General features: G+C 72.0%; 20 protein-coding genes (1 of these 20 only partly in view). 9 read left to right on the top strand and 11 right to left on the bottom strand.

All coding sequences use genetic code 11. From position 1 onward, the window contains the following. Nucleotides 1-14: 14 nt before the first annotated feature. Nucleotides 15-968 (top strand): ABC transporter substrate-binding protein, encoded by a 954-nt coding sequence (locus WMF39_RS40315; RefSeq protein WP_437741755.1) that lies wholly within the window; start codon nt 15-17, stop codon nt 966-968. Between the two features lie 38 nt (nt 969-1,006). Here the strand turns inward: WMF39_RS40315 and WMF39_RS40310 are convergent, their stop codons facing one another. Beyond that, nucleotides 1,007-1,825: a hypothetical protein gene (locus WMF39_RS40310; protein WP_437741754.1), complete on the bottom strand. Its 819-nt coding sequence runs from the start codon at nt 1,823-1,825 to the stop codon at nt 1,007-1,009. A 176-nt stretch (nt 1,826-2,001) separates the two neighbouring features. On the opposite strand from WMF39_RS40310, the gene WMF39_RS40305 reads away from it, so the two are divergent. Next, entirely contained in the window at nt 2,002-2,379 is a 378-nt protein-coding gene (locus tag WMF39_RS40305; protein ID WP_437741753.1) for a hypothetical protein, read from the top strand. Nucleotides 2,380-2,446: 67 nt separating this feature from the next. On the opposite strand, the gene WMF39_RS40300 is transcribed toward WMF39_RS40305, so the two are convergent. From WMF39_RS40300 to WMF39_RS40290, 3 genes are all read right to left on the bottom strand, one after another. Beyond that, nucleotides 2,447-3,631: an aldo/keto reductase gene (locus WMF39_RS40300; protein ID WP_437741752.1), complete on the bottom strand. Its 1,185-nt coding sequence runs from the start codon at nt 3,629-3,631 to the stop codon at nt 2,447-2,449. 30 nt (nt 3,632-3,661) lie between these two features. Beyond that, on the bottom strand, nt 3,662-4,966 hold the full coding sequence (locus WMF39_RS40295) for a putative metal-binding motif-containing protein (protein WP_437741751.1): 1,305 nt from the start codon (nt 4,964-4,966) through the stop codon (nt 3,662-3,664). A 232-nt stretch (nt 4,967-5,198) separates the two neighbouring features. Further along, the gene (locus WMF39_RS40290; protein ID WP_437741750.1) at nt 5,199-5,660 is read right to left on the bottom strand and encodes a PIN domain-containing protein; all 462 of its coding nucleotides are present in this window, start codon (nt 5,658-5,660) and stop codon (nt 5,199-5,201) included. 238 nt (nt 5,661-5,898) lie between these two features. Between WMF39_RS40290 and WMF39_RS40285 the strand changes: the two genes are divergently transcribed. The 3 genes from WMF39_RS40285 (at nt 5,899) to WMF39_RS40275 (ending at nt 8,444) form a co-directional block, all read left to right on the top strand. Then, nucleotides 5,899-7,293 carry a hypothetical protein gene (locus WMF39_RS40285; RefSeq protein ID WP_437741749.1) on the top strand — a complete coding sequence of 465 codons (1,395 nt, stop codon included), beginning with the start codon at nt 5,899-5,901 and terminating at the stop codon, nt 7,291-7,293. A 162-nt stretch (nt 7,294-7,455) separates the two neighbouring features. Continuing rightward, the gene (locus tag WMF39_RS40280) at nt 7,456-8,013 is read left to right on the top strand and encodes a hypothetical protein (protein ID WP_437741748.1); all 558 of its coding nucleotides are present in this window, start codon (nt 7,456-7,458) and stop codon (nt 8,011-8,013) included. Between the two features lie 122 nt (nt 8,014-8,135). Further along, complete coding sequence (locus tag WMF39_RS40275; protein ID WP_437741747.1) at nt 8,136-8,444, top strand: hypothetical protein; 309 nt, start codon at nt 8,136-8,138, stop codon at nt 8,442-8,444. A 54-nt stretch (nt 8,445-8,498) separates the two neighbouring features. Here the strand turns inward: WMF39_RS40275 and WMF39_RS40270 are convergent, their stop codons facing one another. After that, entirely contained in the window at nt 8,499-9,896 is a 1,398-nt protein-coding gene (locus tag WMF39_RS40270; RefSeq protein WP_437741746.1) for a cytochrome-c peroxidase, read from the bottom strand. 450 nt (nt 9,897-10,346) lie between these two features. Here WMF39_RS40270 and WMF39_RS40265 point away from each other — a divergent pair, with 450 nt between their 5' ends. Together WMF39_RS40265 and WMF39_RS40260 are read left to right on the top strand one after the other, a co-directional pair. Continuing rightward, nucleotides 10,347-13,172 (top strand): protein kinase domain-containing protein, encoded by a 2,826-nt coding sequence (locus tag WMF39_RS40265; protein ID WP_437741745.1) that lies wholly within the window; start codon nt 10,347-10,349, stop codon nt 13,170-13,172. A 5-nt stretch (nt 13,173-13,177) separates the two neighbouring features. Next, nucleotides 13,178-15,016: a PEGA domain-containing protein gene (locus WMF39_RS40260; RefSeq protein WP_437741744.1), complete on the top strand. Its 1,839-nt coding sequence runs from the start codon at nt 13,178-13,180 to the stop codon at nt 15,014-15,016. A gap of 19 nt (nt 15,017-15,035) precedes the next feature. Here WMF39_RS40260 and WMF39_RS40255 read toward each other — a convergent pair whose 3' ends face one another. Further along, the gene (locus tag WMF39_RS40255) at nt 15,036-15,566 is read right to left on the bottom strand and encodes an FHA domain-containing protein (RefSeq protein ID WP_437741743.1); all 531 of its coding nucleotides are present in this window, start codon (nt 15,564-15,566) and stop codon (nt 15,036-15,038) included. Between the two features lie 308 nt (nt 15,567-15,874). On the opposite strand from WMF39_RS40255, the gene WMF39_RS40250 reads away from it, so the two are divergent. Then, nucleotides 15,875-17,821, top strand: a complete 1,947-nt coding sequence (locus WMF39_RS40250; RefSeq protein ID WP_437741742.1) for a ribonuclease R family protein — start codon at nt 15,875-15,877, stop codon at nt 17,819-17,821. 19 nt (nt 17,822-17,840) lie between these two features. Here WMF39_RS40250 and WMF39_RS40245 read toward each other — a convergent pair whose 3' ends face one another. From WMF39_RS40245 to WMF39_RS40230, 4 genes are all read right to left on the bottom strand, one after another. Beyond that, nucleotides 17,841-19,724, bottom strand: coding sequence for a hypothetical protein (locus WMF39_RS40245; protein WP_437741741.1), 1,884 nt, complete (start codon nt 19,722-19,724; stop codon nt 17,841-17,843). A 16-nt stretch (nt 19,725-19,740) separates the two neighbouring features. After that, nucleotides 19,741-21,846, bottom strand: coding sequence for a protein kinase domain-containing protein (locus tag WMF39_RS40240; protein ID WP_437741740.1), 2,106 nt, complete (start codon nt 21,844-21,846; stop codon nt 19,741-19,743). A 108-nt stretch (nt 21,847-21,954) separates the two neighbouring features. Continuing rightward, entirely contained in the window at nt 21,955-23,346 is a 1,392-nt protein-coding gene (locus tag WMF39_RS40235; protein WP_437741739.1) for an ABC1 kinase family protein, read from the bottom strand. Between the two features lie 40 nt (nt 23,347-23,386). Further along, a complete protein-coding gene (locus WMF39_RS40230; RefSeq protein WP_044966758.1) occupies nt 23,387-23,725 on the bottom strand; it encodes a DUF3634 family protein in 339 nt (112 codons plus the stop codon). Between the two features lie 221 nt (nt 23,726-23,946). On the opposite strand from WMF39_RS40230, the gene nadA reads away from it, so the two are divergent. Beyond that, the gene (gene nadA, locus WMF39_RS40225) at nt 23,947-24,906 is read left to right on the top strand and encodes a quinolinate synthase NadA (protein WP_012240033.1); all 960 of its coding nucleotides are present in this window, start codon (nt 23,947-23,949) and stop codon (nt 24,904-24,906) included. Between the two features lie 21 nt (nt 24,907-24,927). On the opposite strand, the gene WMF39_RS40220 is transcribed toward nadA, so the two are convergent. Continuing rightward, nucleotides 24,928-25,344: the final stretch of a hypothetical protein gene (locus WMF39_RS40220; RefSeq protein WP_437741738.1), read on the bottom strand. It continues 417 nt past the right edge of the window; only the last 417 of its 834 coding nucleotides appear in the window; the start codon falls outside the window, past its right edge; the stop codon is at nt 24,928-24,930.

Below are 25,344 nucleotides of genomic sequence, written 5' to 3'. Positions count from 1 at the left end.
ATAGAATACCGCGCATGCGCATCGCCTCCCTGCTGCCGTCCGCGACCGAGATCGTCTGCGCGCTGGGCGCCCAGAGCGAGCTCGTCGGTGTCTCGCACGAGTGCGACTTCCCCGAGGGGCTGACCGGCCTCCCGGTGCTCACGCGCCCGCGGCTCAGGCCGGCGCGCTCCAGCCGGGAGATCGACGCCGCGGTCCGCGACGTCCTCCGGGACGCGCTCGCGGTCTACGACATCGAGCTGGACGCCCTCCGGGAGGCGCGGCCGGACGTGATCGTGACGCAGGACCTCTGCGACGTCTGCGCGGTGTCGTTCGATGACGTCCGCGCGGCCGTCGCCCGCCTTGCGCGGCAGGACGTGCGCATCATCAACCTGCACCCGACGCGGCTCGACGACATCTGGGCCGACATTCGCCGCGTCGCCGAGGGGATCGGCCGCCCGGCAGGCGGCGAGGCGCTCGTCGAGCGGCTGCGCGCGCGCGTCGCCGCCGTCGCCGCGCGCGCGGCCGCGGCGCCGGGCAGGCCGCGCGTGCTCGCGGTCGAGTGGATCGACCCTGTCATGATCGGCGGCACGTGGATGCCGGAGCTCATCACCCTCGCGGGCGGGGAACCCCTCGTGACGCGACCCGGCGAGCACGCGCCCACGCTCTCGCCGGCCGCGCTCGCCGCGCTCGATCCCGACGTGGTGATGATCAAGCCGTGCGGCTTCACCCTCGAGCGCACGCTCGATGAGCTCGATCTCCTCCCCCGTGTGCTGCCCTGGGCGACGTATCGGGCCGTGGCGCAAGGCCGCGTGTACATTGCTGACGGCAACGCCTTCTTCAATCGCCCCGGTCCCCGCATCGTGGAGTCGCTCGAGATCCTCGCGGCCTGCGCTCACCCGGCCCTGTTTGCCGATGCGCGCCGCGCGCATGCCCGGTCGGTGGTGCGGATCGACGCGGAGCTCCGGCGGCACGCCTTCGAAGACGAGTGACGCCGGCGCTCGACGCTTGCGGCTGTTCTATCGTGTTTCTATCGTGTGGCTCGACCGGCCGCTCTGGGCGCCGGTGGGCGCGCCGCCTGCCGCGCCGAGTCGAGCTCCTTGCGGAGCGCCGCGAGCTCACGCTCGAGGGCCGCGATCTGCTTCTGCTGCATCTGGATCGCTGCCACGGCCATGCTCGTGTACCCGTACAGGTCGACGTGGTCGCCGTCGCTCGCGACCGCCGGGCTCGCCGGATTGTCGTCGATGATGAACCCGAGACGCTCGCGGCCGTGCCCGCCCTCGTGGTTATAACGCCAGGTCGCGAGCGGCGTGGCGACGAGCTCGTCGCGCACGCGCGCGAGCTCGGTCTCCTGCAGGTACCGGATATCGTGCTTGTACCGGGCGCGGGATCTGGGGCAACCCTCCGGCCGCTGCCTCGGATCGTCGCTCGTGCAGAGCAGCTGCGCGTTGCAGTCGTTCGCGGGATCGCATGTCGCGTCCGGTGCGGCGCACGGCTCCCCCTCCTTCTCGTCGGTGCATGGCTTCACCCCGTCGCGGGGCCGGTGCCCGCTGCATACCGGATCGCCGCACGTGAGATACCATCTCAGCTCCTCCGCCCCGCCGCCGGTGCCAGCGCCTGCGCCGCCGCCGCCGTCCCCCGTGCCGCCGGCGCCGGCGCCCGCTCCGCCGCTGCCATCCCCCGCGCCGCCGGTGCCGGAGCTCGCTCCGCCGCTGCCAGCGCCCGCGCCGCCGCTGCCCGCGTTCGCTCCGCCGCTTCCGCTATCCCCTCCGCCCGAATTGCAGCCTGCCGCTGCGGCGAACGCGAGCGCGCAGAGGAGCGCCATCGTCCCTGTACCGTGAATGCGCATGAGAGACCTCCTTGGAACGACTGTCCCTGACCCACGAGGGCAGGATGTCGAACAAGGGCAGGAGGCGGCAAGAACCGTGCGCTGTCGGCCGTCTCCGCTTTTGCAACGCGGATGCTCGCTCCTCGGGTATCCTGGGCGGCATGTCTCCACGTCCCGCGCTGGCGTCTTTCGCCCTCGTGACGGGCATCGTGCTGCTCCTGGGCGGCACTGCGCACGCGGCCTGCGTCCTTGCTGGCGTCGCGAAGAAGGGCGTTATTCCGCACGCGGATCGGGCTGCTCATCTCGCCTTCATCAGCCTCGCCCAGTGGACCGCGGGCGCGCTCGATGTGCTCGCCGCCCGTGGGCTGCAGCGAGGCGAGCCGTGGACGCGCGGGCCGCTGACGATCTCGGGGCTCCTCGTGATCGGCTGGGCAGGCGTCGGGCTTCCGCTGCTCCTCGACGCCTCGCTGACATTGCGGGCGATGCTCGCCCTCTACGCGGCCGCGCACCTCGGCATGCTGGTGGCCCTGTGGGGCTGGCGAGGAGCTCGCCTGGAAGTCGGCGCGCCTCCGTGACCGACAGCGGCGCGCGCCCGGCTCACCCGCCGAGGCGCCGCTCGCCGGGCCGGCGCGAGGCCCAGACTCAGTGTTTGCCGAGGCGCCTCACCTCTTGCCCTGCGAGCAGCGCGTGCGCTTCCGCCAGCACCTCGGGGATGCGGTGCCGCTGCGGCGCGCCCGCGAGGGCCTGCGCGAGGTCGAGCTCCCGCACGCGATCGGCGCGGTTCCCCGGGAACCAGTGGTCGCCGCTGCCGAGGAGGTTGTACCGCATCTTGCCGTAGGCCGTCATGTCGAGCGCGCGGGCGAAGTTGTACAGCCGCAGGATCTCGCGGATGTTGACGTGCCCGGGGACGGCTTCCCAGTCGGGGAGGCCGACGTGCCATGTGTCGCACCACGCGCGGCCGAGCACCCGCTCGAGCTCTTCGTCGAGCCTGCGCAGGATCGGCGCCAGCGCGGCCTGCGGGGCGCCCTCGCCGTCGAGCAGCGGCAAGGCCTTCATGTGCTCGTCGAAGTCGGACGGGCGCGCCGCCCCGACGCTGATCGTGTGGACCTCGGGGCGAGCGAGGCAGAAGAGGTCGTTGAACACGATCGGCGAGAGCGGGTCGCAGAGCCGCACGAGCTTGTCGCTCGGCTCGTACAGCTTGCCCCCCTTGTCGGTGGGGCTGATGATGAAGACCCCCATGTCCTGCTCGGCCGCAGCCTGGATGGCCGGCCAGGCGAGCTGATTCACGTAGTACCAGTGCAGGTTGACGTAATCGCAGCGGCCGTCCTGCACCATGGCGGTGATCACGCGCGGCGCCGCGTGCGTCGAGAACCCCACCGCGCGCACGCGGCCTTGCCGCTTCAGCTCGAGCGCAGCGTCCAGGCAGCCACCTTTGCGCAGCGACCACGAGAGGCGCGTCTCGTCGTTGACGCCGTGGAGGGCGAACAGGTCGACGTGATCGAGGCGGAGGAGCTTCATCGACCGCTCGAACGTCGCAAGGAACTTCGCTGGATCCGCCTCGGGGCTGACCTTCGTCTGGACGATGAGCCGCTCGCGCGGCAGCGTCGGCAGGATCTTCCCGAGCTGCTCCTCGCTCGTGCCGTACCCTCGCGCGGTCTCGATATGATAGATGCCAAGCTCGAGCGCCCGCTCGATGCACGCCTCGAGGTTGCGCTGGCTCGCGGGCGAGATGGGGTCCTTGTCGTTCCAGGATTGCTGGTACCGCATCCCTCCGCACGAAAGGACAGGCATCTTGATCTCGGTGCGACCGAAGCGGCGGTAGAGCATGCGTGTTGACCTCAGGCTCGGAAGGAAGGCTTACCGTAGGGTGCCACTCTTCCGCAGCCGCCGCAACGCGAGGAGGGCGAACGGCGAGGCGAGCGTCAGCAGCCGCCACGGAGACCCGCCGCGGGGGTCGCCGGCGTCGATGGCGCAACCGCCGCTGTCCGCTCCTCCCTCGTCCGGCGCGCCGCCGCCCGCGGAGCCCGCGGAGGCAACGCCGCCGCCGGCGCTTCCCGCGCTTCCCGCGCTGCCGGCGCTGCCAGCGCTCACGGCCGTGCCGGCGCCGGTCCCGCTGCTGCACGTGCCGCTCGGGCAGCCCTCGCCGGGCGCGCAGAGGCCTGGGTCCTCGTCGACCTCGCCGTCGCAGTCGTCGTCGAGCGCGTTGCACACCTCGGCGCTCGGTTCGCCGGGCGTGCATGACCCGGGGGCGCACGCGGTCGCTTCCCGCGCGCACATCCCGACGCCGCACACCTCGCGCACGCCCTCGTCGATGCGGCCATCGCAGTCGTCGTCGGCGAGATTGCATGTCTCGGTCGCGTCCGGGTGGACGTCAGGGGACCTGTCGTTGCAGTCGTTGGAGCTCGGCGCGTACCCCTCGGGGGGGCACTTCGCCGTGACCGTCGCGCCGAAGAACGAGCCATAGCCGTCGCCGTCGGCGTCTTCATACTGCGTGGTGACCTCGAGCTCCTCGTCGACCTCTCCATCGCAGTCGTCGTCGATCTCGTTGCAGGCTTCTTCCTGATCGGGATGGATGTTGACGCTGTAGTCGTCGCAATCGCCGCCGCGCTCGGCGTGATCGGCCGGCCGGGTGCAATCGACCCTGGGCACGCTGGAGTCGCCGTAGCCGTCGGCGTCGCGATCGAGGTAATACGTCGTCCCGGTGCATCCGTAGGCAAACGCGGTGTCGGCGGACGAAGCGCCGTCTCCGCGCGGGCCGTTGTCGCCGTTGGCCGCGAGGGCCCACACCTGGACGACGACCCCGCCCGGCGCGCCCGGCGCGATCCACTGCGCGTCGAAGCGGACGGCCCCGCCGCTCGCCCGCTTCGGCGCGTCGTGGACGAGCTGGTGCTCGTCGATGAGCTTGGTGCCTTGGCCGTTGATGGGGGAGAGCCGACCTGTCTCGGTGAGGAGATAGATGCCCCCGGCGTTGATGTTGGCAGACCGGATCTGCACCTGCAGAGTCACCGTCTCGCCGGCCGCCGGGTTCTTGGGGCTATAGTCGATGGTGATATCTGGCTCCGCGCCGCCGGTGTGGCAGCCGTTGCACCCCTCCACCGCAAGCCCGGCGCGGCGGGCGTGGGCCTGCGGCGCAGCCAGGGTGGTCAAAAGGGCCAAGCTCACCGGGAGGACCGGTGAAATAAGCGATGTACTTCGCATGCGCCTCGCCGCGCAGCCCAGGCTCGCGAGCTCCGCGCGCTCCGCTGCGACGCTCAGGGATAGCTGCCCTCGCCGGGTGCGACAAGTGCATTTGCACGGAGTGTAAACTTGCGCCGTGACCATCCAGAGATGCTGTTTTTCGACGTTCCTCGGACGGCGGTTGTCGCGACGTGCATTCGCCGCTCGCTGCGACGCGTTATCCGGATTCGAGCCGAACGTGCTGCGGCCTTGTCACATCGCAGACGACACCGTGGTACTTGAGGAGCCCTTCGTCGAGCGTCACCACGGTGGCATTCGCGCGGCGGGCGGCCCACAGATACACGAGGTCAGTCGCGTTGGCGAAGGGCCTGCGGCCGCGCATGCGCCTCGTCAGCTGGTCGAGGAACTCCGTGATGGCGCCTGCGTCCACGGGCGCGACCAGCTCGATCGCGAGGCCTCCCAGCGGGCTCGTTGCCGCGGGCGCGGCCCGCCGCGACACCGCGAGCCGTTGCTCGGCGACGTACACCTCCAGCCATAGCTCGGGCGGCGCGAGCACGCGCGCCGCGCCCGCGGCCACGGCGGCGCGGGCGCGCTCGAGAAAGGCGAGCGCGTCCGCGTGCCCGGGCTCTCTGGGCTTCATCGAGGCGATGGCGACGGAGCTATCGAGAACGATCCGCATGAGGCCTCCTCGGGACGGACGCACCCTCGCGCCGCTCCAGATCTGCCCGGCGGTCCGGGTGGGTTGGTGACATCGAGACCCGGTATCCAGGGCCGCGGCCGGATGGAAGGTCCACCGGCAGCAGGGGCCGAGGCTGCGTGGAGGGGACAGGGCGATGGCACATGCTGGCACGGCGGTGCTCTCCCGGCGCCCAGAGACACGTGTGTTCGCCCGGTACATGCCTTGCTTGTCGCCGTCCATGCGAAACTTCCTGCTTCGAATCCTGGTCGCATCCCAGTGGGGCGCGAGCCTTGCGCTGGTGTCGGGCTGCGGCACGCACATCGAGTCCGGCTCCAGCTCGAGCTCGCCTGGAGGCGCGACGTCGGGGGTGAGCTCCGGCTCGAGCTCGCCTGAAGGCGCGACATCCAGCTCCAGCTCGAGCTCGACGGCTGGCGCGACATCGGGGGCCGGCGGAGGCGGCGAGGTCGATCCCCCTGACGCCTCGGCGCCGCTCGATCCCTATCCGGATCCGACCTGCATCGGGCCGTTTCATGACGGTGGCTATTACGGCCAGTGTTGCTACGAGGTGCACTGCACGGCGCCGGTCGGCGGCGCCTGCCCTGCGGCCGCCGAGGCTGCGCCGCACCTCGACGACCTGCCGCCCGGCTCGGGGACGTGTACGTGCAGCGCCGAGGGCGAGGGCGCGGCCGGGTGGATCCAGGGCCCCTACGCGAACCGAACGGCGTCGGATCCGGCGAGCTGCTGCTACCTCGTCGGTTCCATCTCCTGTGAAGGGCGCCCTCTCCTGGTCCGGGGCGAGCCCCGCGTCGCGCCGCTCGCGCACGCCCCGAGCGCGTGGTCGCAGACCGACTTGCGGCGCTTCGAGCGCGCGCTCGCCGACACCGACCTGAGCGCGCTCGCGCCCGCGGCGCGCCGTGAGCTCGCCCGGCGCTGGGCCGAGCGTGGCCAGAACGAGCACGCCTCGGTCGCCTCCTTCGGCCGCTTCGCGCTCGCGCTGATGGCCCAGGGCGCGCCTCCCCAGCTGCTCGAAGCGGCGCACCGCGCGGCGCTCGACGAGGTGCGGCACGCGCGCGTCGCGCTCGCGATCGCCTCGGCGTACGCGGGGGAGCCGGTGGGCGTCGGCCCGCTGCCCCTGCAGGGCGCGCTCGACGACCTCGGCTCGCTCGAGGCCATCACCCTGGCGACCGTCGTGGAGGGCTGCGTCGGAGAGACCCTCTCGGCCATCGAGGCGGAGGTCGCGGCGCAGGCGGCGGAGCCGCCGGCGGTGCGCATGGCGCTCCAGGCGATCGCGCGCGACGAGGCCCGCCACGCGGAGCTCGCCTGGGCGTTCGTCCGATGGGCCGTCACGACGGGCGGCGCGCGCCTGCGAGAGCGCGTCGCCGCGGCCTTCGCGCGCGCGCTCGACCAGGTGGGCACCGGAGCGCCGGGCATGGCAGACGGCGATCTCCCGCCCTCCCACGGGTTCCTCGCCGAAGGCGAGCTCTACCGGCTGCGGCGGCAGGCCGTGGCCGACGTGCTCCGCCCCGCCGCCGCCGCGCTCGTCGACGAGCGTGGTTCATCCGCCGGACGAGAGTTCAGCGGCGCTCGCGGGAATGCCGTGCTGCGCGGCGGCGCGACGTACCTGTCGACGTGACCTGGCGCCGGGCAAGCGCCGTTCTCGTCGGGGCCGCGCCGGGCCCGATCTCGCGGACGCCGGCGCGCTGCCGAGACGGCGCGCCTGCGACGGCCAGGATCCTGGCGCGCAGTCAAGCCCTGGGCACGATCTTGCTTGTGCGTCGCGGCGAGGTGGAACGACATGGCTACACTCTCGACGTCCGCATGGGTGCTGCATGAGCTCGGTCTGGCCGCGGGATTCGGTGGTCCCCTCTTCGGCCGGCTGGCGTTGCGCCAGGCGGTCAAGGACATCCATTCCGAGGCCGAGCGGGGCAAGGTGCTCTCTGACGCATGGCAGCGGTACAACCTCGTCAGTGCGATCTCGCTCGGCACCGCCGCGGCCACCTGGTTCATCGGGCGGACGGTGATCTCGGGGCGATCGATCGACCGTGAGACCCGCGATCTGGTGCGCTTGAAGGACATCCTCCTGGGCGCGACGCTCGCCACGAGCGTCGCCAGCATGCTGGGCGGACAGCAGATGCGCGAAGAGGCGCCCGACGGCGGGGTGCCCCTCCTCAAGGAGGGTGAAGCGCCGGCGCCGCGCCCGCCCGCGAAGGCCGCGGCGCTGCAGCGGCTCCTCGGCGTCATGGGGCCGCTCAACATCGCCCTCACGGCGGGGGTGATCGGCGTGACCACGGTCCTCGCCATGAAGTCCGGTCGTTCGGCGAAGTGGAGCCTCCTCTCCCGGCTGCTGCCTTGAGCTGCGCCCTCCCGGGAGCGGTCGCCGGAGAGAGCCGGCGCGCCGCCCTGGCTGCTGCTGCGCACTGGCGCCGACCTGGGCCGCGCCAGCGCGCGGCGTCGCGCTCGTGATACGGTGGGCCGATGAAGGTAATGACCATGTTGGTGCTCGCCCTCGTCGCCGTGGGCTGCAGCGACGAGCACGGCGAGGAGGGTTGCCCCGAGCTCTGTGAGCAAGCCGTGGAGTGCCCGGGGGACGCCATGACGGAGCAGAGCTGCCTCGCGATGTGCAGCGCCGATACGGAGGCCGCCGAGGAGGCAGGCTGTCACGACGCCTGGGAGTCGTATCTCGAGTGTCGGAACCACGCCGAGGACCACTGCGATTCTGCGAAGTACGACGAGGAGTGCAGCATCCAGAAGGAATCGCTGAGCAGCTGCCTGGACCGCAGCTGAGCCGGGGCGCCGGCGGGCGCTCGATCGCGTGAGCGCCGCCCGCCCGGCCCGCGGCTACTCGAAGCGATGGACCTCGCGCCCGCTCGGGAGCTCCTCCGGGATGAGCGCCTCGAGCCGCTTCGGCGTCGCGCGCGGGTCGAGCAGCGCCTCTCCCACGAAGGCGCAGAGCCAGCTGATCTCCTCCTCCGTGAGGTCGATCGGCTCCTGCAGCAGCGGGTCGACGGCGGCGAGGACCGGCGCGAGCGGGCCCATCTCACCCCGCAGATCGCGATCGAGGTGCTTGTTCGTGTACTCCGTGGCCGACGTGTAGACGTCGAGGTGGTGGCGGATGGCGCCTTCCAGCGACGTGAACGAGCCGTTGTGGAAGAACGTGGGCTGGAGGGCGACGTTGCGCAGCGGCGAGGTCCTGAACTTGTACCGATCGGCCGGATCCCCCGTGACCTGCTCCAGGCCGAAGTCCTCATCGGCGTTCGGGCCGTCGAAGACCACGTTCGAGTGCGCCGGATCGTCGGTCGGCGCGATCTGCGGCACGCCGATCGCGTGCTGCTGGAAGTCGCTGAACATCTCGTTCGACTCCCCCGACACCGCGTGGCACCTGACGCACCCCGCCTCGCCGAAGAAGAGCAGCGCGCCGCGCTTCTGCTCCAGCGTCATCGCGTGCCGGCGGCCGCGGGCGAACCTGTCGATGGGCGCGTCGGCGAACGTGAGCGACATCTCGAACTCGGCGATGGCGGCCGCGATCATCTGGTAGGTGATGTCGTCCCCTCGCTTCACCGCCCGGAAGCTCTTGGCGAACCGCTTCCGGTACGCCTTCACGTCGTTCACGCGCGCCGTGACCTCCTCGCGCACGACATCGTGCGATTGCGGCGCCTCGTACCCGGTCATCTCGGTAACCTCGGTCGGCGGGATGAACGCCTGGGCGTTGAGCAGGTGCGGCAGGGAAGAGAGCGACATCCCCTCCGGCGCGGTGAACGAGAACCCCTGGCTGTTGTCGAAGGGGTCGCCGGACACGGCGAAGAACCGCGAGTTCCACATCAGCGTGGGGTAGAAGGCCGTGTTGATGATGGTGGGCGAGCGGCGCTGGTTGCGCGGCCCTGTGCGGTGCGGCCCGACGACGCCGTTGTTGTCGATGCCGATGGCGATCGACTGCGTGTCGGCGAAGCCCGCGGTCGGCGCGTGGCAGCCTGAGCACGAGTTGTCGTCGTTCAGGCCGAGGACGCTGTCGAAGAAGAGGTCACGCCCGAGCTTCGCGAGCTTCTTGTCGAGCTTCCGCCCGAGCCGCGACTCCAGCGTCGACTCGATCTCTCCGGTGAACCCGTGTCGGGCGAGCACCTTGGCGAGCCGCTCATCGACGGAAGAGCCCTTGGCGCGCGCCGGCCGCGCCAGGACGAGCGTGAGGACGAGAAAGGCCGTCAGGGCGGCGAGCGCGCGCCCGAGGGATCGCAGGGTCATGGTGCCTCCAGGTCCCCCGGCGGGGGAGGCGCACATCGGGGTGCGCGCTTGAGATCAACCAGTCCTGCCCAGATCCTGACCGAGCGGCGGTGAATGGGATGTTGGGAATCTAAACTCGTGAGCTGTCTATCGGCAAGACAAATTAGACAAATATTCCATGATTCAAAGGGCTTACTGCGTGTCCTTGAGTGTCCATGCGTATCCCTCCGTACTCTTGCGTGTCCCCGCGTATCCCCTCGTGTTCTTGCGTATACGACGGTCTGTTCACCGCGTTATCTGCGGTTGTCGCGCCTACATTTGGCGGGGGCGCCGCGGTGCGGCGGGCGTGGCGTCGTTGTAGGTGCGTGGCCGGCGCTCCGCGTCGGTGCGGCGCCCGCGCGCAGCGCGCCTCCGAGGTCGCGTGACACTCATGCTTTGTGGGGCGCGATGGGCCGTCGTATGCTTGAGGACATGGGCCGGACAGCACCTCTGGCGGATCCGACGGCGCTCGTGGGGGGCGCGCTCACCGGCGGATATCGGATCGTCCGCGTCCTCTCCGCGCAGGGCTTCGGTGTCGTGTTCGAGGCCCGGGGCCCCTCGGGTCGCCGCGTCGCGCTCAAGGTCTTGCGGCCCGAGGTCGTCACCGAGGACACGCTGTCACGGCTCACCCGCGAGGCGAGCGTCACCGCGAAGCTCGACAACGCGCATGTCGTCCCGATCGTCGATGCCGGCCACGACCTCGAGCGCGATCTCGCCTACCTCGTGATGCCGCTGCTCGACGGGACCGACGTCGCCGCCCTGCTCGCCGAGACGGGGCCGCTCGGGCCCGAGGTCGCCGTGCGGATCGCGCTCCAGGCCGCTGCGGGGCTCTCGGCGGTGCACGCCGCGGGCCTCGTCTACCGCGACGTGCGGCCGCCGCGCATCTTCCTGGAGCACCTCCCGAGCGGAGAGATCCTCGTCCGCGTCTTTGGCTTCGGGCTCTCGAAGGGCTGCGACACGGCCACCTCCGCCCCTGGCAAGGCGGCGAGGAGCACCGGTCCTCTGCGCGACGAGTCGGGGCCGCGGGACCGCACCGCGGACGTGCGGGGTGACGTGTTCGGCCTGGCGGCGACGCTCTACGAGATGCTCTGCGGCGTCTCGCCGTGGGCCGAGCTCGACGTCACGGCGGACACGGCCGAGCTCGGCCCCGCGGACACGGCGGCGGAAGCGCCGGCGTCGTCCCTTTCGCGGTTCCCGTCGATCCAGGATCGCGCCCCGTGGATCGAGGCGCGCCTCGCGACCGCGCTCTCGCTCGCGCTGCACAGCGACGTGGACCGGCGCTATCCGTCGATCGAGGCGTTCGCCGAGGCGCTGCGCGCCGCGTCGCACAGCGAGGAGCGCGTCACCATCGACATGCTGAGGCCGCTCGATCCCGAGCTGCGCGAGGCCATCGCCGAGCGCGCCGGCGCCGAGACCGATCCGCTGGTCGGCCGCGAGCTCGGCGGCCGGTACGCGGTGCGCCGGCTGATCGGGCGCGGCGGGATGGGCGCCGTCTACGAGGCGGAGTCGCCCGAAGGGCGGCGGGTGGCGGCCAAGGTCATCTTCAAGAGCGCCGTCGGGCAGGACGACCACGCCGTGCGCCGCTTCATCCGCGAGGCGCGCGCGGTGACCGCGATCCAGAGCCCGCACGTGGTCAAGACGTTCGAGCTAGGCACGGATCTCACGCTCGCGACGCCGTTCATCATCATGGAGCTCCTGCACGGCGTCGACCTCGCCAAGCTCCTCAGGATGCGCGGGCCGCTGGAGCCGGAGCCCGTCGTGCGCGTGTTCATCCAGGCGGCGCGCGGGCTCGCGGCGGCGCACGCCGAGGGGATCGTGCACCGCGACATCAAGCCGGCGAACCTCTTCCTGCACGCGCCGTTCGAGGGCACGGCCCAGAGGCCGTCGACCTCGATGGCGCCGCCGTCCACCCGGCGCGGCCCGCTCGCTTCGGCGCCGCCGTCCACCCGGCGCGGCCCGCTCGCTTCGGCGCCGCCGTCCACCCAGCGCGGCCCGCTCGCTTCGGCGCCGCCGTCCACCCAGCGCGGCTCGCTCGCGGCGGGGCCGCCGTCGGTTCGGCGCTCGTCCGGCTCGGTCCGCCCGCCGCCTTCAGGGCGGCGCCCGTCCGGCTCCATCCGCCCGCCGTCGTCGAGCGATCGCAGGATCGTGGTCAAGGTGTGCGATTTCGGCATCGCCAAGCGCACGGGGGATGGCGTCTCGCACGAGCTCACGCGCGCCGGCGGCGTGCTCGGGTCGCCCATCTACATGTCTCCCGAGCAGGCGAAGATGGCGAAGGACGTCGACCACCGCTCCGACATCTGGAGCCTCTCGGTCTCGCTCTACCAGGCGCTCTGCGGGAGCTGCCCCTGGGATCCCAACGCCTCGCTCGCCGAGCTCCTGCTCGCGATCTGCACCGAGCGCGTGCCGCCGCTCTCCGGGGCCGCGCCGTGGGTCTCCCCGGCGCTCGCGGCCGTCGTGCACCGCGGCCTCCTGCGGGATCCTGCGGAGCGCTGGCAGAGCATGGAGGAGCTCATCGCCGCGCTCGAGCCGCACGCGGAGGGCACCGGCGTCGTCACGCTGGATCAGCTGCGGGGCATCGACCCCGAGCGGCGCGCCGGCGCCACCCCGATCTCCGCGCTGCGCGAGTCCAGGCTCTCGCGATCGGCCGAGGGGGAGGAGCGATCCATCGGCGGCAGCTCCTTCACCGCGGTGAAGGAGCCTTCCGGCGCGGCACGGCGGCGCTTCGTCGGGGCGGCGGTCACGGTGGTCGCCCTGGCCGCGATCGGCGGCGGTCTCGCGCTGCGCGCCTCGACGGGCAACGAGCCGCTCGCGTCGCCCGCCGCGCCGAGCGAGCCCGCGCTGCCCGTCGCGCCCGCGCCTGCACCTGCGCCTGCGTCCTTCACCGCCGTCGTGACGCTCCCGAAGGAGGCGACGGCGCGGGTCAACGGCGCGGCGCGTCCGGTGAGCGACGGCCGGCTCGACCTGACGGGCAAGGCCGGCGACACGTTCGAGATCGAGGTGACCCGCGGCGGCGCGACCACGAAGGAGACGGTGTTCATGCTGAGCGACGGTACGATCCGCCCTGATCGCATCGATCTCCAGCCGCCCGCGCCGGCCTCTGCGTCGGTCGCGGCCTCCGAGCCTGCCCCGCGCCGTGACAGGAAGAGCCGCGCCCCGCGCGGCGCTCTTCCCGTGGCCGAGCCTGCCACGCCCTCCGCCGCGGGGGCGCCTGCGGCTCCGTCGGCTCCGACCGCGGTGGTGCCGGTCGACCGGTGGTGAGACCGATGCCGCGCGCCCGTCGCGCCCTGCGGCGCTGCTTTGCGGCCTGCGCGCTCGCCGTGGCGAGCGCGGCGCCTGCGCCTCCGGCCCGCGCGCAGCCCCCGCCGGCGGCGGCTGTCCCGGGCGTGCCACCCGAGCCGCCTGCCGCGTCGCCCGCGTCGACGGACGAGGCGCTCGCCCGGGCCAAGGCGCTCTTTCAGGAAGGAAACGAGCTGCGCAAGATCGGCGACTTCCAGCGCGCGCTCGAGCTCTACCTGAGGTCGCGTCAGGTCGTCGCGTCGGTGCCCAACACCCTCAACGCCGCGTTCTGCCTCGATCAGCTCGGGCGTTACGACGAGGCGCTCGAGCTCTACGAGGCGCTGCTCACGGAGCTCCGCGCGGAACTCGGCGAGCCGGAGCGCCGGAGCGTCGCGTCCGCGATCGCCACGCTGCGAGCGCGGATCGGCAGCGTCGTCGTCTCGTCGAACGTCGATGGCCTGGTGCTCATCGACGGGAAACAGCGCGGCCGGCTCCCCCTCGCCGGCCCGATCCGGCTGCTCCCCGGGGATCACACGCTCCGTGTGGTCAAGGACGGCTGGCACACGTTCGAGCGGATCGTGACCGTCGGGGTCGCCGAGACCAGGTCGGTGGACGCGAAGCTCGATCCGCTCGCCAGCACGGGCCGGCTGAAGGTCGAGGACGAGCGGCTCGTCGGCGCCGATCTCATCATCGACGGCGCGCTGATCGGCCAGCTGCCGTGGGAGGGCGCGCTCGCGCCTGGTCCGCATTTCTACTCGGTGCGCAAGGGCAATTTCGGCTCTGCGCCCCGCGAGGCGAACGTCATTGCGGGGCAGCTCGCCGTCGCCACGGTCGAGGCGGGGCCGCTCGGCGAGGAGGTCCGCGTCGTCGCCCAGCCGCTGAGCGCGGATCTGACCATCAACAGCGTCCCGGTCGGCAAGGGGCAGTGGCGCGGGGCGCTGCCGCTCGGGCGCCACACCTTCGAGGCGCACGAGCCGGGCTATTTCTCGCGCACGCTGCGCGCGACCGTCGACAAGACGACGAGGGGCGACATCGTCCTGCCGCTCGCCGTCGACGACGCGCACCCGCGCTGGGGTCGGAGGGTCGGCGTCTTCCGGCTGGAGGCGACCGGCGGCTATGCCTTCGCCTCGTCGCTCGAGAGCGACGCCGAGCGGAGCTGCGGCAGCTACAGCTGCTCGGGCATCTCGCGCCCGTCCGGCGTTCTGGCCGGCGTGCGCGGCAGCTACGAGTTCCCGATCGGCGCCGCCATCGAGCTCACGGCCGGGTACCTGAGCCTCCACACGACGCTCGATCGCTCGCTCGACGCGACGTACGCCGCGCCGCGCGGGGGCGACGAGAGGCTCCCCATCCGCTACAGCTTTCACGACGACATCGGCATGGCCGGCGTGACGGTGATCGTCGGCGGCAGCTATCATTACGGGCTGTCGTCATGGCTCGACGTCGGCGGCGCGCTCGGGCTCGGCGTGGTGCTGGCCGAGATGAGCGACGAGGTGACCGGCACGGCGTCCGACGCGGAGAGGACCATCAGCGTGGCCGTGCAGAACGCGGGCAGGGCCGTCCGCGCCGCCGCCCCGTTCGCGATGCCCGAGCTGAGGCTACGGCTGAAGCTCGGGCGCCTCAGCGCCAGCGCGGGCCTCGGCGTCGGCTTCTTCCTCGTCGACGGCCCGCCGCTCGAGACGGGCAACACCTACGTGGTCGGGGCCGAGTGCGACGAGGCGCACCCCACGGTCGACTGCGCGCCGGGCAAGAAGGTCGTGTTCGAGGAGCTCGCCCACGGCACGTTCACGATGTTCTTTCCGAACGTCTCCGCGGGATACCGGTTCTGAGCGCCGCCGCGCGCGGCGCTCACCGGTTCGCCTGGTCCCTCGCGACGCGCGCCTGCTCGCGCACGAGGTCGAAGAGGGCCGCTGCATCGAGCAGCGACGTCGTGAGCCGGCCGAACTGGATCACGTCGCCCACCGAGATCTCCTGCGGCTCGCTCTCGGAGAGCAGCTTGCCGTTCACGCGGGTCCCGTTCTGCGAGCCGTTGTCGATGAGCACGAGCTGCCCCTGCTCATTCCGCCGGAAGTGCGCGTGCAGCTTGGACACCGAGGGGTGGCGCAGCACCACGTCGCAATTGCGCGTGCGGCCCACCGAGATCTGGTCGAGATAGGGATTGCCCTTCGCCTTGACGAGCTGGAACACCTCGCTCGCTGGGCCGGGCGGAGGCGGCGGTTTCCGGTGCGCCGCCGGCGATGCGGCGACCGTCCGGAATGCGATCTGCTGGTTGTCCGGACCAGCCTCGGACACCACGAGGAGCAGGTTCGTCACCTGGCGGACGAAGCGGTCCCGAGGCATCACACGCGCTAGTTCGATGATGTCCCCTGAGTCTTCCACGATGTGTCGAGTATAAGCGATCCGGCGCCGCGAACCGTCCAGGGAGGCACTTTTGCCGTGGCGTCCCGCCCACGCACGGGGTCCCGCGCACGTGGAACCGCGATGCCGCCCGCACGTCATCGCAGCGCAGCGCGAGGCACCCGGGCCCCCCGAGCGCATCTCGGCATGCAGCGCGCGATGCCGCGACGTCACGCGCTGCTCTGTTTACCGTGTTGCTTACCGTGTTGCAGTAATTATCTGGCGTTGATGCGAGCTCAACGGGCAGCTTGTGCTCGAACGTGCCGGGATCTGGCGTACCTTCCGCGCCTATGCACGCACCCGTTCGTGGACGCATCTCGGTCAACCCCCGTGGCTTCGGGTTCCTGAACATCGAGGCCTCTCCGGAGAAGGCGGGGGGGCCGGGCAGGCCGGGCTGGGCTGCCCTCGGCTCGGCGACCGCCTTCATCGCGCCGCCCGATCTGAACCCGTTCCTTGACGGCGACGTCGTCGATGCGGTGGTCGTCGAGGCGGAGCCGGGCCGCTTCAGCGCGTCGCAGCTCGCCCTCGTCCAGCGCGATCGCTCCGAGCTCTTCGGGACGGTCGTATCGCACGCGAAGCGGCCGCACCTCCGGGTCGATCGCCTCGTCTCCAACACGGACTGGCCGTTCAAGCCGGGCAGCGCCGACGACCTCCCCGAGGGCGCCGCGGTGGTCGCCACCATCGAGGGCGCGGCGGTCGTCCCGGCGCGCGTCGTCGCGTCGGGCGCCGACCTCGGCATCGAGCGGTGCCTCGCCCGCAACGGCGTGCGCGCCGTGTTCTCGGGCGAGGTCCTCGAGGCGTCGCGCGCGGCGGTCGCCGCGGTGTCGGTCGAGCGCGAGCTCGCGCGCGGCCGCCGCGACCTGCGCGACGTCATCACCGTCACGATCGACGCGCCCGTCACCACGGACATCGACGACGCCGTCGCCGTGCTGCCCGCCGGGCCCGACGGGGCGCTCCGCGTCCTCGTCTCGATCGCCGACGTGGACGCGTTCGTCCCCGAGGGCTCGCCGCTCGATCTCGAGGCCCGCGCCCGAGGCACGAGCGTCTACCTGGCTGGCCGCGTCATCCCGATGCTCCCCGACGCCATCTCCAGCGAGGCGGCGAGCCTGCTCCCGGGGGTCGATCGGCTCGCGGTCACGGTCGAGCTGCGCATCGACCCCGAGGGGGGCATCACGTCGATCGACCTGCACGAGAGCGTGATCCGCTCGCACGCCCGCCTCTCGTACGACGCCGTCGAGGAGTTCCTGACGACAGGCCGCGCCGCCGGCATCCCCGAGGCGGCCCGGCCGGTCGTGCGCTGGCTCCGCACCGCGGCCGCGCGGCTGTCGACGGTCCGCGCGGCGCGCGGCGGCGTCGAGCTCGATCGCGAGGAGGCGTACGTGACGCTGGACGCCGAGACGCGCGAGCCGACCGCAGTCTCGCCGCGCTCCGACACGGGCGCGCACCGCCTCATCGAGCGGCTGATGGTGGCGGCGAACGAGGCGGTGGCCAGCTGGCTCGTGGCGCGCGGGCTCCCCTGCGTCTTTCGTGTCCATGACGAGCCGACCGAGGAGCGCGTCCGGGCGCTCGAGCAGTTCGCGCACAACTTCGGCGTCGAGGCCGGCTTTGGCGCGCGCCTGAGCCCCCTCGGCCTCGCGGCGTTCGAGGCGCAGTACAGGGGCTCCGAGCTCGCGCCGGCCATCCGCACCGTGCTCGGCAAGGCGCTCGGCCCTGCCCGGTACACGGGCGCCGGAGGCCTGCATTTCGGCCTGGGCGCCCCGCTGTACCTGCACTTCACGTCCCCGATCCGCCGCTACGCCGACCTCGCGGTGCACCGCGTGGTCAAGCGCTATCTCCAGGGCCGCCGCGACCAGCGCGTCGAGTGCGAGGCGCTCGCGTCGCTCGCCCACCACCTGAACGCGCGCGCGCGCAGCGCCGCCAAGGCCGAGACGGAGCGGCACCGCATGCTCGTGGCGCGCCTCTTCGCCTCCCGCGTCGGCGAGGAGATCGAGGGCTACATCGTATCCATCAAGCCGTTCGGCCTCGTCGTCCAGATGGTCGAGTCCGGCGCGACGGGCACGATCGCGCTGGAGGCGCTGCCGGGCGGCCCGTATCGGATCGACGCCGCCGCCCAGGCGCTGGTCGGCGCGAGCCGTCGCTACGGCGTCGGCGAGCCGATCCGCGCCGCCATCGCGGCGACCAACGAGGAGCTCGGCCGCGTCGACCTCGTCCCTGCGGGCGCTCGCGGCGCCCCGTGACCGGGGCCGCGGCTCCGGTCTACGGCGACAGGAGCACGACGAACGCGTCGGTCCCGTTCGCCCCGTGCTCGCCGAGGCCGAAGTCGATCTTCCCCTCGGCGGTGCCGCAGAGCGCGATGACCCCCGTGCTCGGCGCGATGGCCGCCGCGTTCGACTTCTGGTTGCCGGCGGCGCCGAGCACCTTCCCCCAGAGGTGGTTGCCATCGGCGTCGAGCTTCGCCACGAAGGCGTCGAAGCCGCCGCCGCCGGGCAGCGGCCCGCCGCCGAGGTCGACCACGCCCTGGACCGAGCCGGTCACCACCACGCCGTTCTCCGCGTCCGCGACGATCGACGTGCTCTCCTGGGCGCCGTCTCCGGCGAACCACCGCGCCCACACGGGCACGCCGTCGGGGGCGAGCGACGCTACGAACGCCGTCTGCACATCGTTGGCGGGGAGCGTACCGGCCGCTCCGAAGTTGAGCGCGCCCATGTACGTCCCGGTCACGAGCACCGCGCCCGAGGGAGCGACGGCGATCCCGGTGCCCGCCTGCGACGCCGTGTCTCCATAGTCCGAGAGCCAGACGCCGTTCCCGCTGCTGTCGAGCTTCAGGACGAACAGGTTCGGCCCGAGCCCGGTGTTCTTCACCTGCCGGGGGCCGACGGTCAGGGTGCCGTTGTACCGGCCCGTGACGAGCACGCTGCCGTCGTTGCCGACGGCGGCGCCGGTGGCGAACTGGTTCTTGTCGTCTCCGTAGATCCTCGTCCACAGGACGGCGCCGAGCGGATCGTACTTCCGCACGAAGATGTCGGTGCCGCCTGCGCTCTCGGCGCAGGCTGGGACGGGCGACGACGAGCAGAGCAGCTTTCCGCTGAAGTAGCCGGCGATCGCGATGTTTCCGGCGGGGTCCACCGCGATCGAGCGCAGCGTCTGATCGGCCGCGTCGCCGAGCTGGCGTGCCCAGCCTTGCTCGCCCTTCTCTCCGGTCATCGTGACCACGAAGGTGTCGAGCGCGTTGACGCTGCTCAGCGTCGTGCCGCCGAACGTGAACGAGCCGTAGAACGTCCCGCCGAGCACGAGGTTGCCTTCAGGCGTCACCGCGAGCCCGTTGAGCGTCTCGGCGCCGCTGCCGCCGAACCTCACGCTCCAGCGGTGCTGTCCGGAGGGGTCGAAGCTCGCGACGTACACGTCGGAGGTGCCGATGCTGACGAGGGCGCCCGCCTCCTTGCCGGTCAGGTTGATGGTCCCCGAGAAGGTGCCGCCGATATAGATGTTTCCCAGCGTGTCGACGCCGACGCTGGTCGCGCTCTGGGTGTTCTGATCACCGTAGAGGGCGGCCCAGAGCGGCGTGCTGCAGGCGAAGCCGTCGCAGTCCTCGTCGGTGTCGTCCGTGCACGTCTCTCGTTGCGGGGTGACCTGGCCGCCGCACGGCCGCCACGACGTGCCCGAGAGATCGCACATCTGCAGCCCCACCGCGCAGAGCCCCACGCCGCTCGTCCCCTCGGGGCCGCTGTAGCAAGTCTTGATCTGGCCCGGGGTACACACGCACCCCGCGTCGGGCTCGTTCGTTGCGCCGTCGCAGTCGTCGTCCACGGTGGTGCCGCAGTCCTCGGGCCTCGGGACCACGGCGCCTTCGCACGCGCCGAAGCTCTGGCCGTCTGGCTGGCACCTCCGCACGCCCGCCGCGCACACGCCGACACCCTCGGTGTCTGCCGGGCCGGGATAGCAGGGTTGCACGTCGCCGGAGCTGCAGAGCGGCGGCGCGCCTCCGCTGCCGCCTCCACCGTCGCCGCCGGCGTCGGGACGTGGGCCGATCGGCACCGGGTCCGAGCACGCTCCCGAGAGCGTGAGCGCCAGCGCAGACCCGACGAGCATCGATCGAGCGCGCGGGGTTGTCCTCGTCACCATGAGGGGGCGGAGCTCCATGTTCGGCGATCTGGCTTCAGTCCTGGCGTGATTTTCTCGTCCGCTGCTTCTTCTTGGTCAAGTCGATGATGAACGTGCTCGCGGGCGGCGCGCTCGCCGGAGCGTTCGGCGCTTCCGGGCGCATCGTCTCTGGCTCGTTCACGTTGCTCCGCGATCCTGGCTCGTTCACGTTGCTCCGCGATCCTGGCTCGTTCACGTTGCTCCGCGATTCGTCGGTGCTCTCCGAGGACGGGGAGAGCTGGGTCGGCCCGGCGCTCGCGCTCTGGGCTGGCAGCAGATCGTGCTGGACCGCGTCGCTCTGGGGTTCGTCGCGGAGCGCCATCCAGACCGCGAGCACGCTCACGATCATGAGCGCCACGCCGCCGAGCGCGAGCGGGATCACGAGCTTCGGCGGCAGCCTCGGCTGAGCGTGGCGCGGCGCCCACGCGGCGGCCGGCTGCTCGCCGTAGGGCGCGCTGGCGCTGTGCTGCGGCGCGGGCGCGCCGTAGGCCGAGCCGGTGGTGTGCAGCGACGAGCCGGTGTTGTGGAGCGAGGCGGGCGCGCCGTGCGGTACGCCGGCGCTGTGCCGCGGGGCAGGCGCGCCGTAGGCCGGGCCGGCGTTGTGCAGGCCGGAGCCTGTGTTGTGGAGCGAGACGGGCGGGCCGTGGGGCGCGCTGGCGCCGTGCGCCGGGACGAGCGCGCCGTAGGCCGGGCCGGCGTTGTGCAGGCCGGAGCCTGTGTTGTGGAGCGAGACGGGGGCGCTGTGGGGCGCGCTGGCGCCGTGCGCCGGGGCAGGCGGGCCGTAGGCCGGACCGGTGTTGTGCAGGCCCGAGCCTGTGTTGTGGAGCGAGACGGGGGCGCTGTGGGGCGCGCTGGCGCCCTGCCAAGATGGGGGCGCGCCGTGCGCTCCGGCGTGGCCGGCGCCGGTGTTGTGCAGGGACGACGGCGGTCCATTCGGAGCGCCGGGGACGGCCTGCGCCATGCCGGGGTGGCCTCCGTGCGCCTGGGCAGCATCCATGGCGCTCCCGCGCGGAGCTCCGTGCGCCGCCATCGTGGCGGCCTCCCACGACGACGCCCCGCTGTTGCCTGGGCCGAGCTCCGACCCGATCGCGGGCGCCGAGCCCATCTCGTTCCACCTCGCGCCCGACGGGGCCGCGGGCCGCGGCGGAGGCTCGGCCTGCGCGTCCGCCGAGGCGGCGGCCGACAGGAGCATCGGGGAGAGCGGCGGCGCGCCCGCCGACGGCACGTCGCCCGCCGCGAGGCGCGCCGACGCGTGCGGCGGCGCCGCTCCATGCAGGAGCGCGCGCACGTCGGCCTGCATCGTGCGGGCGTCCGGGTAGCGCCGGTCGCGATCGAACGCGAGCGCTCTGTCCACGACGAGGCACAGCCCGTGCGGCGTGTCCGGCGCGACGCTCGCGAGCGGCGGCGCCGCCATGGTCGCCATCTTCACGAGCAGCTCGGACTCCGTGCGCGCCTCGTGGATCCGCCGCTTCGCGATCACCCGGAACATGGTCGCGCCGACGGCGAAGAGGTCCGCCCTGTGGTCGACCGAGATGCCGCGCACCTGCTCCGGGGCCATGTACGACACCGTCCCGAGCGTCGCGCCCGTGCGGGTCCGCATCGCCGTCTTCACGCCGTCGCGCATGCGCGCGATGCCGAAGTCGAGCACCTTGAGGCGCCCGGTCTTCTCGACGAAGAGGTTGTCGAGCTTGATGTCGCGGTGGATGATCCCCTGCCCGTGCGCGGCGCCGAGCACGTCGAGCAGCTCGTCCATGAGCCGCAGCATCTCGCCCGGTTCGATGCTGCCGAGCCGCTGGAGCCGGTCGGCGAGCGACTCGCCGTCGAGGAGCTCCATCACGAGGAACGGCGCGCCGTCCTCGGTCACATCGATGTCGCGGATCTCGACCACGCCGGGGTGCTGGAACCGATTGACGGCCTGCGCCTCGCGCTCGAACCGGGCGCGCAGGTCCTTCGAGCGCGCCACCTCGGGGTGGAGGATCTTGATCGCATCGCGCCGCCCGATCTTGTGGGTCACGGCATAGACGGCGGCCATCCCGCCGATCCCGACGAGGCGATCGATCGTCCATTTGCCCCGCAGGGTCGTTCCTACGCGCCTTTCGCAGGCCGCCCTCTCGTCGTCCATGCCCCGATCGAATGTCACAGCGTGCGGGATCGAGGTCAAGGTGAGAGCCGCGGCGGAAGCGACCTCGGCGCGCCTCTCCGCGCCGACGAGCCTACCAGCGATCCGCGCTCAATCGGGGACGGGGTGCACCCCGTCGCGCACCCAGGGATCGATGGTCCGCCGGAACGCCGCCTCGGTCCGGAGCCCCGCCAGCACGGACGCGAGCCCCCACTGCAGGCGATTCACGAACGTGAAGTCCTGCGGCATCTTCGGCACGTGGGGGATGGTGGGCATCTTCTCTCCCTCCTTGAGGGCGAGCCCCCGGATACCGCGGGTCAGGTACGCCACCGTCTCGCGCGCCTTCTCCGGGGAGCACTTCCAGGTCCCGTGCGTGCACAGCGGGACCATGAGCTCCATCGTGTAGCTCCGGTAGAGATCCCAGCTCTCGTCGGCCGGGTCGTAGCCGAGCACCTCCACGCACGCCCGGTCGAACTCCTTCCAGTCCGCGTCCATGGCGGCGCGCATGTAGCGCTTCATGCCCGCCACGAGGTCGGGCGGGAGCTGCTTCACGCAGCCGAAATCGAGGATCGTGACGCGGCCATCCTCGTGGAAGCGGTAGTTGCCCGGGTGCGGGTCGGCGTAGAGCCAGCCGTACCGGAGCATCGAGCGGAAGGTGAAGCGCCAGATGGAGAGGCCCGCGCGGTTCTTCGCCTCCTGGCTGCCGCGCTCGCAGAACTCGGCGTAGCTCATGCCGTCGACGAGCTCGAGCGTGAGGACGCGCCTCGTGGTGAGGCTGTGGTGGATGCGCGGGATAGAGACGTCCTCGTCCCCCGCGTTCATGCGGCGGAACAGGTCCGCCATCTCGGCCTCGCGCGCATAGTCGAGCTCGGACAGGAAGACCTTGCGGAGCTCGTCGACGGTCTGCCGGGCGTTCAGCTTCTTGGCGAGGGGCGCCATCATCGCCTCGAGCATCGAGACGCTCTTCAGGTCGTTCTCGATGGCCCTGTCCATGCCGGGGTACTGCACCTTCACCGCGACCCGCTCCCCCGACCTCGTCGTGGCCCGGTGCACCTGTCCGATGCTCGCCGCCGCGAACGGCTCGCGCTCCCAGGTCGCGAACACGTGCTCGGGCGGGGTGCCGAGCTCCTCGCGGATCATCTGCTCCGCGGCCTCCGGCGACAGGGGCGGCGCCTTGTCGAGCAGCTTCTTCAGCGTGGCCTGGAACTTCTCCTCGTATCCCGGCGGCGCGAGCCCGTCGATGTAGCTCGCCATCTGGCCGAACTTGAGCGGCAGGCCCTTCATCTCGCCGAGCGTCTTCAGCATCGCCTCGGCGGTCTTCTTGACCTCCTGGGCCATCCTCCGCCGCGCTTCGGCCTCCTCCTCCTCGGTCCGGGTCGCGCCGAGGACGCGCCTCGCGCCCTCGATGGCGAACGGGATCGTGCGGGGCGCGAGGCCGGCGAGGCGCGCGAGGCGCCCCAGCTTGGAGGTCGGCGGATTGTCTCGGGGTTTGTCGTCGGCCATGCGGGACTGACTCGCTAGGGTGGAAATGTCGGCGGCGGGGTCATGCGCCCGCGCGGCGCTTCGGGGCCGCGCGGATCTTCGGAACCGGCCACATGGAGACGGTGTTCCTCAGCTGCTGAGCCTGCTCGGGAGAGATATCCCCTTCCACGTGGACCCGAGCGCGCCGGTCCTCGACCACGACCCGCACCGCGCCCCGTCCGACCGGCGCTGCGCGGAGGACGTCCGTGATGTCGTCGAGCAGCCGCTGCGGCATCCGGCCCCGGAGCAGCCGGACGTTGCGCCCCTCGACGCGCACGCAAAATAGCTCATTTGCGCGCAGGAGCGCCACGACGAGCGGTACGACGAGGGCGAGCAGGGCGACGGGGATCAGGAAGGACATGGGTGGCCGCCCACGACGAGAGCTCCTCCCCAGGCCCACCGCGGGCCTCGATCGTGAACCGGTGCCGGCCGTTGTCAACGAGGGAGACGCGGCGGGCTGCGCGGCTGGAGCGCCGGCGAATGCCGCACCGGCTGCGTGGGCGTGGCTGGAGCGCGCCCGAGTTCGCCGCGCGGCTCGGGGGCCCTGGCCAGCGCGCCGCGCGGTGCCTACCTTAGCTAGCCATGACGAGCGCCGCGCCCCAGCCTGCCGCCATCGATCCGCGCCTGGATCTGCACGACGAGATCAGCCGCCTGAAGCGGGAGAGGAACGCCGTCCTCCTGGCCCACTACTACCAGGACGGCGACATCCAGGATCTCGCAGACTTCCTCGGCGACTCGCTGCAGCTCGCCCAGCAGGCGAAGAAGACGACCGCGGACGTCATCCTGTTCGCCGGCGTGCATTTCATGGCGGAGACGGCGAAGATCCTGAACCCCGAGCGCATCGTCGTGGTCCCCGACCTCGCGGCGGGCTGCTCGCTCGCCGACGGCTGCCCCGTCGACCGCTTCCGCGCCTGGCGCGCCCGGTACCCCGGCGCGGCCGCGATCTCGTACATCAACTGCTCCGCCGAGGTGAAGGCCGAGAGCGACTACATCTGCACGTCATCGAACGCGGAGAAGATCGTCCGCGCGATCCCGGAGGGGCAGGAGATCCTCTTCGCGCCCGACAAGAACCTCGGGCGCTGGCTCGTCGAGCGGACGGGCCGCCCGATGCGCCTGTGGCAGGGCAGCTGCGTCGTTCACGAGACCTTCAGCCTGCGCAAGATCGTCGCGCTGCGCGAGCGCCACCCGGACGCGAAGCTCATCGCGCACCCGGAGTGCGAGGAGCCGATCCTGCGGATGTCCGACTACATCGGCTCGACGACCGCGCTGCTCAAGTACACGACCGCGGACGACGCCCTGAAGTACATCGTCGCGACGGAGAGCGGCATCGTGCACCAGATGCGCAAGGCGTCGCCGCACAAGGAGTTCATCGAGGGGCCGCCGGAGGGCAACTGCGCTTGCAACGAGTGCCCCTTCATGCGGCTCAACACGCTCGAGAAGGTCTATCTCGCGCTGCGCGATCTCGCCCCGCGCCTCGAGATGGCTCCCGAGCTGCGCGAGCGCGCGCGCGTCCCGATCGATCGCATGCTGGCCCTCAGCTGAGCTCGCCGCACGACACGGCGATCACAGCACGAGGGAGAGGCCGAGCGTCTGGACGAACGAGCCTCGGGTCTGCGGCAGCGCGCCGACGTTGCGCCGCCGCCCCTGGGCGTCGATGGCCTGGCCTTCCCGGGTGGCGTCGCCGCCCCGGCCGAGCAGGAAGGCGCCCGAGGTCTCCAGCTCGATCGTGAGCCAGCGGCGGATGATGTCGAACGACACCCCGAGCCCCAGCGGGATCTCGACGTACGACGCGCCGCGCTCGCGGACCGTGAACGCACCCCCGGGGTCGGAGACCCGCATGCGGTCGAAGTCGAACCTGTCGTAGCCGACGCCGACCGACAGCCACGAGCGGGCGCGCTCGCCGAGCGGAAGCGTGGGCGCGAGGCGCGCGCCGAGCGCGAGGGTGCGCACCGCGGGCGCGCCGTCCTCGCGTGGCTCTGC

The organism is Sorangium sp. So ce1504 (assembly GCF_051521635.1).
Lineage (GTDB): Bacteria > Myxococcota_A > Polyangia > Polyangiales > Polyangiaceae > Sorangium > Sorangium cellulosum_B.
Note: the sequence above shows the minus strand (reverse complement) of the source record. Positions and strands in the feature narration are given on the sequence as shown.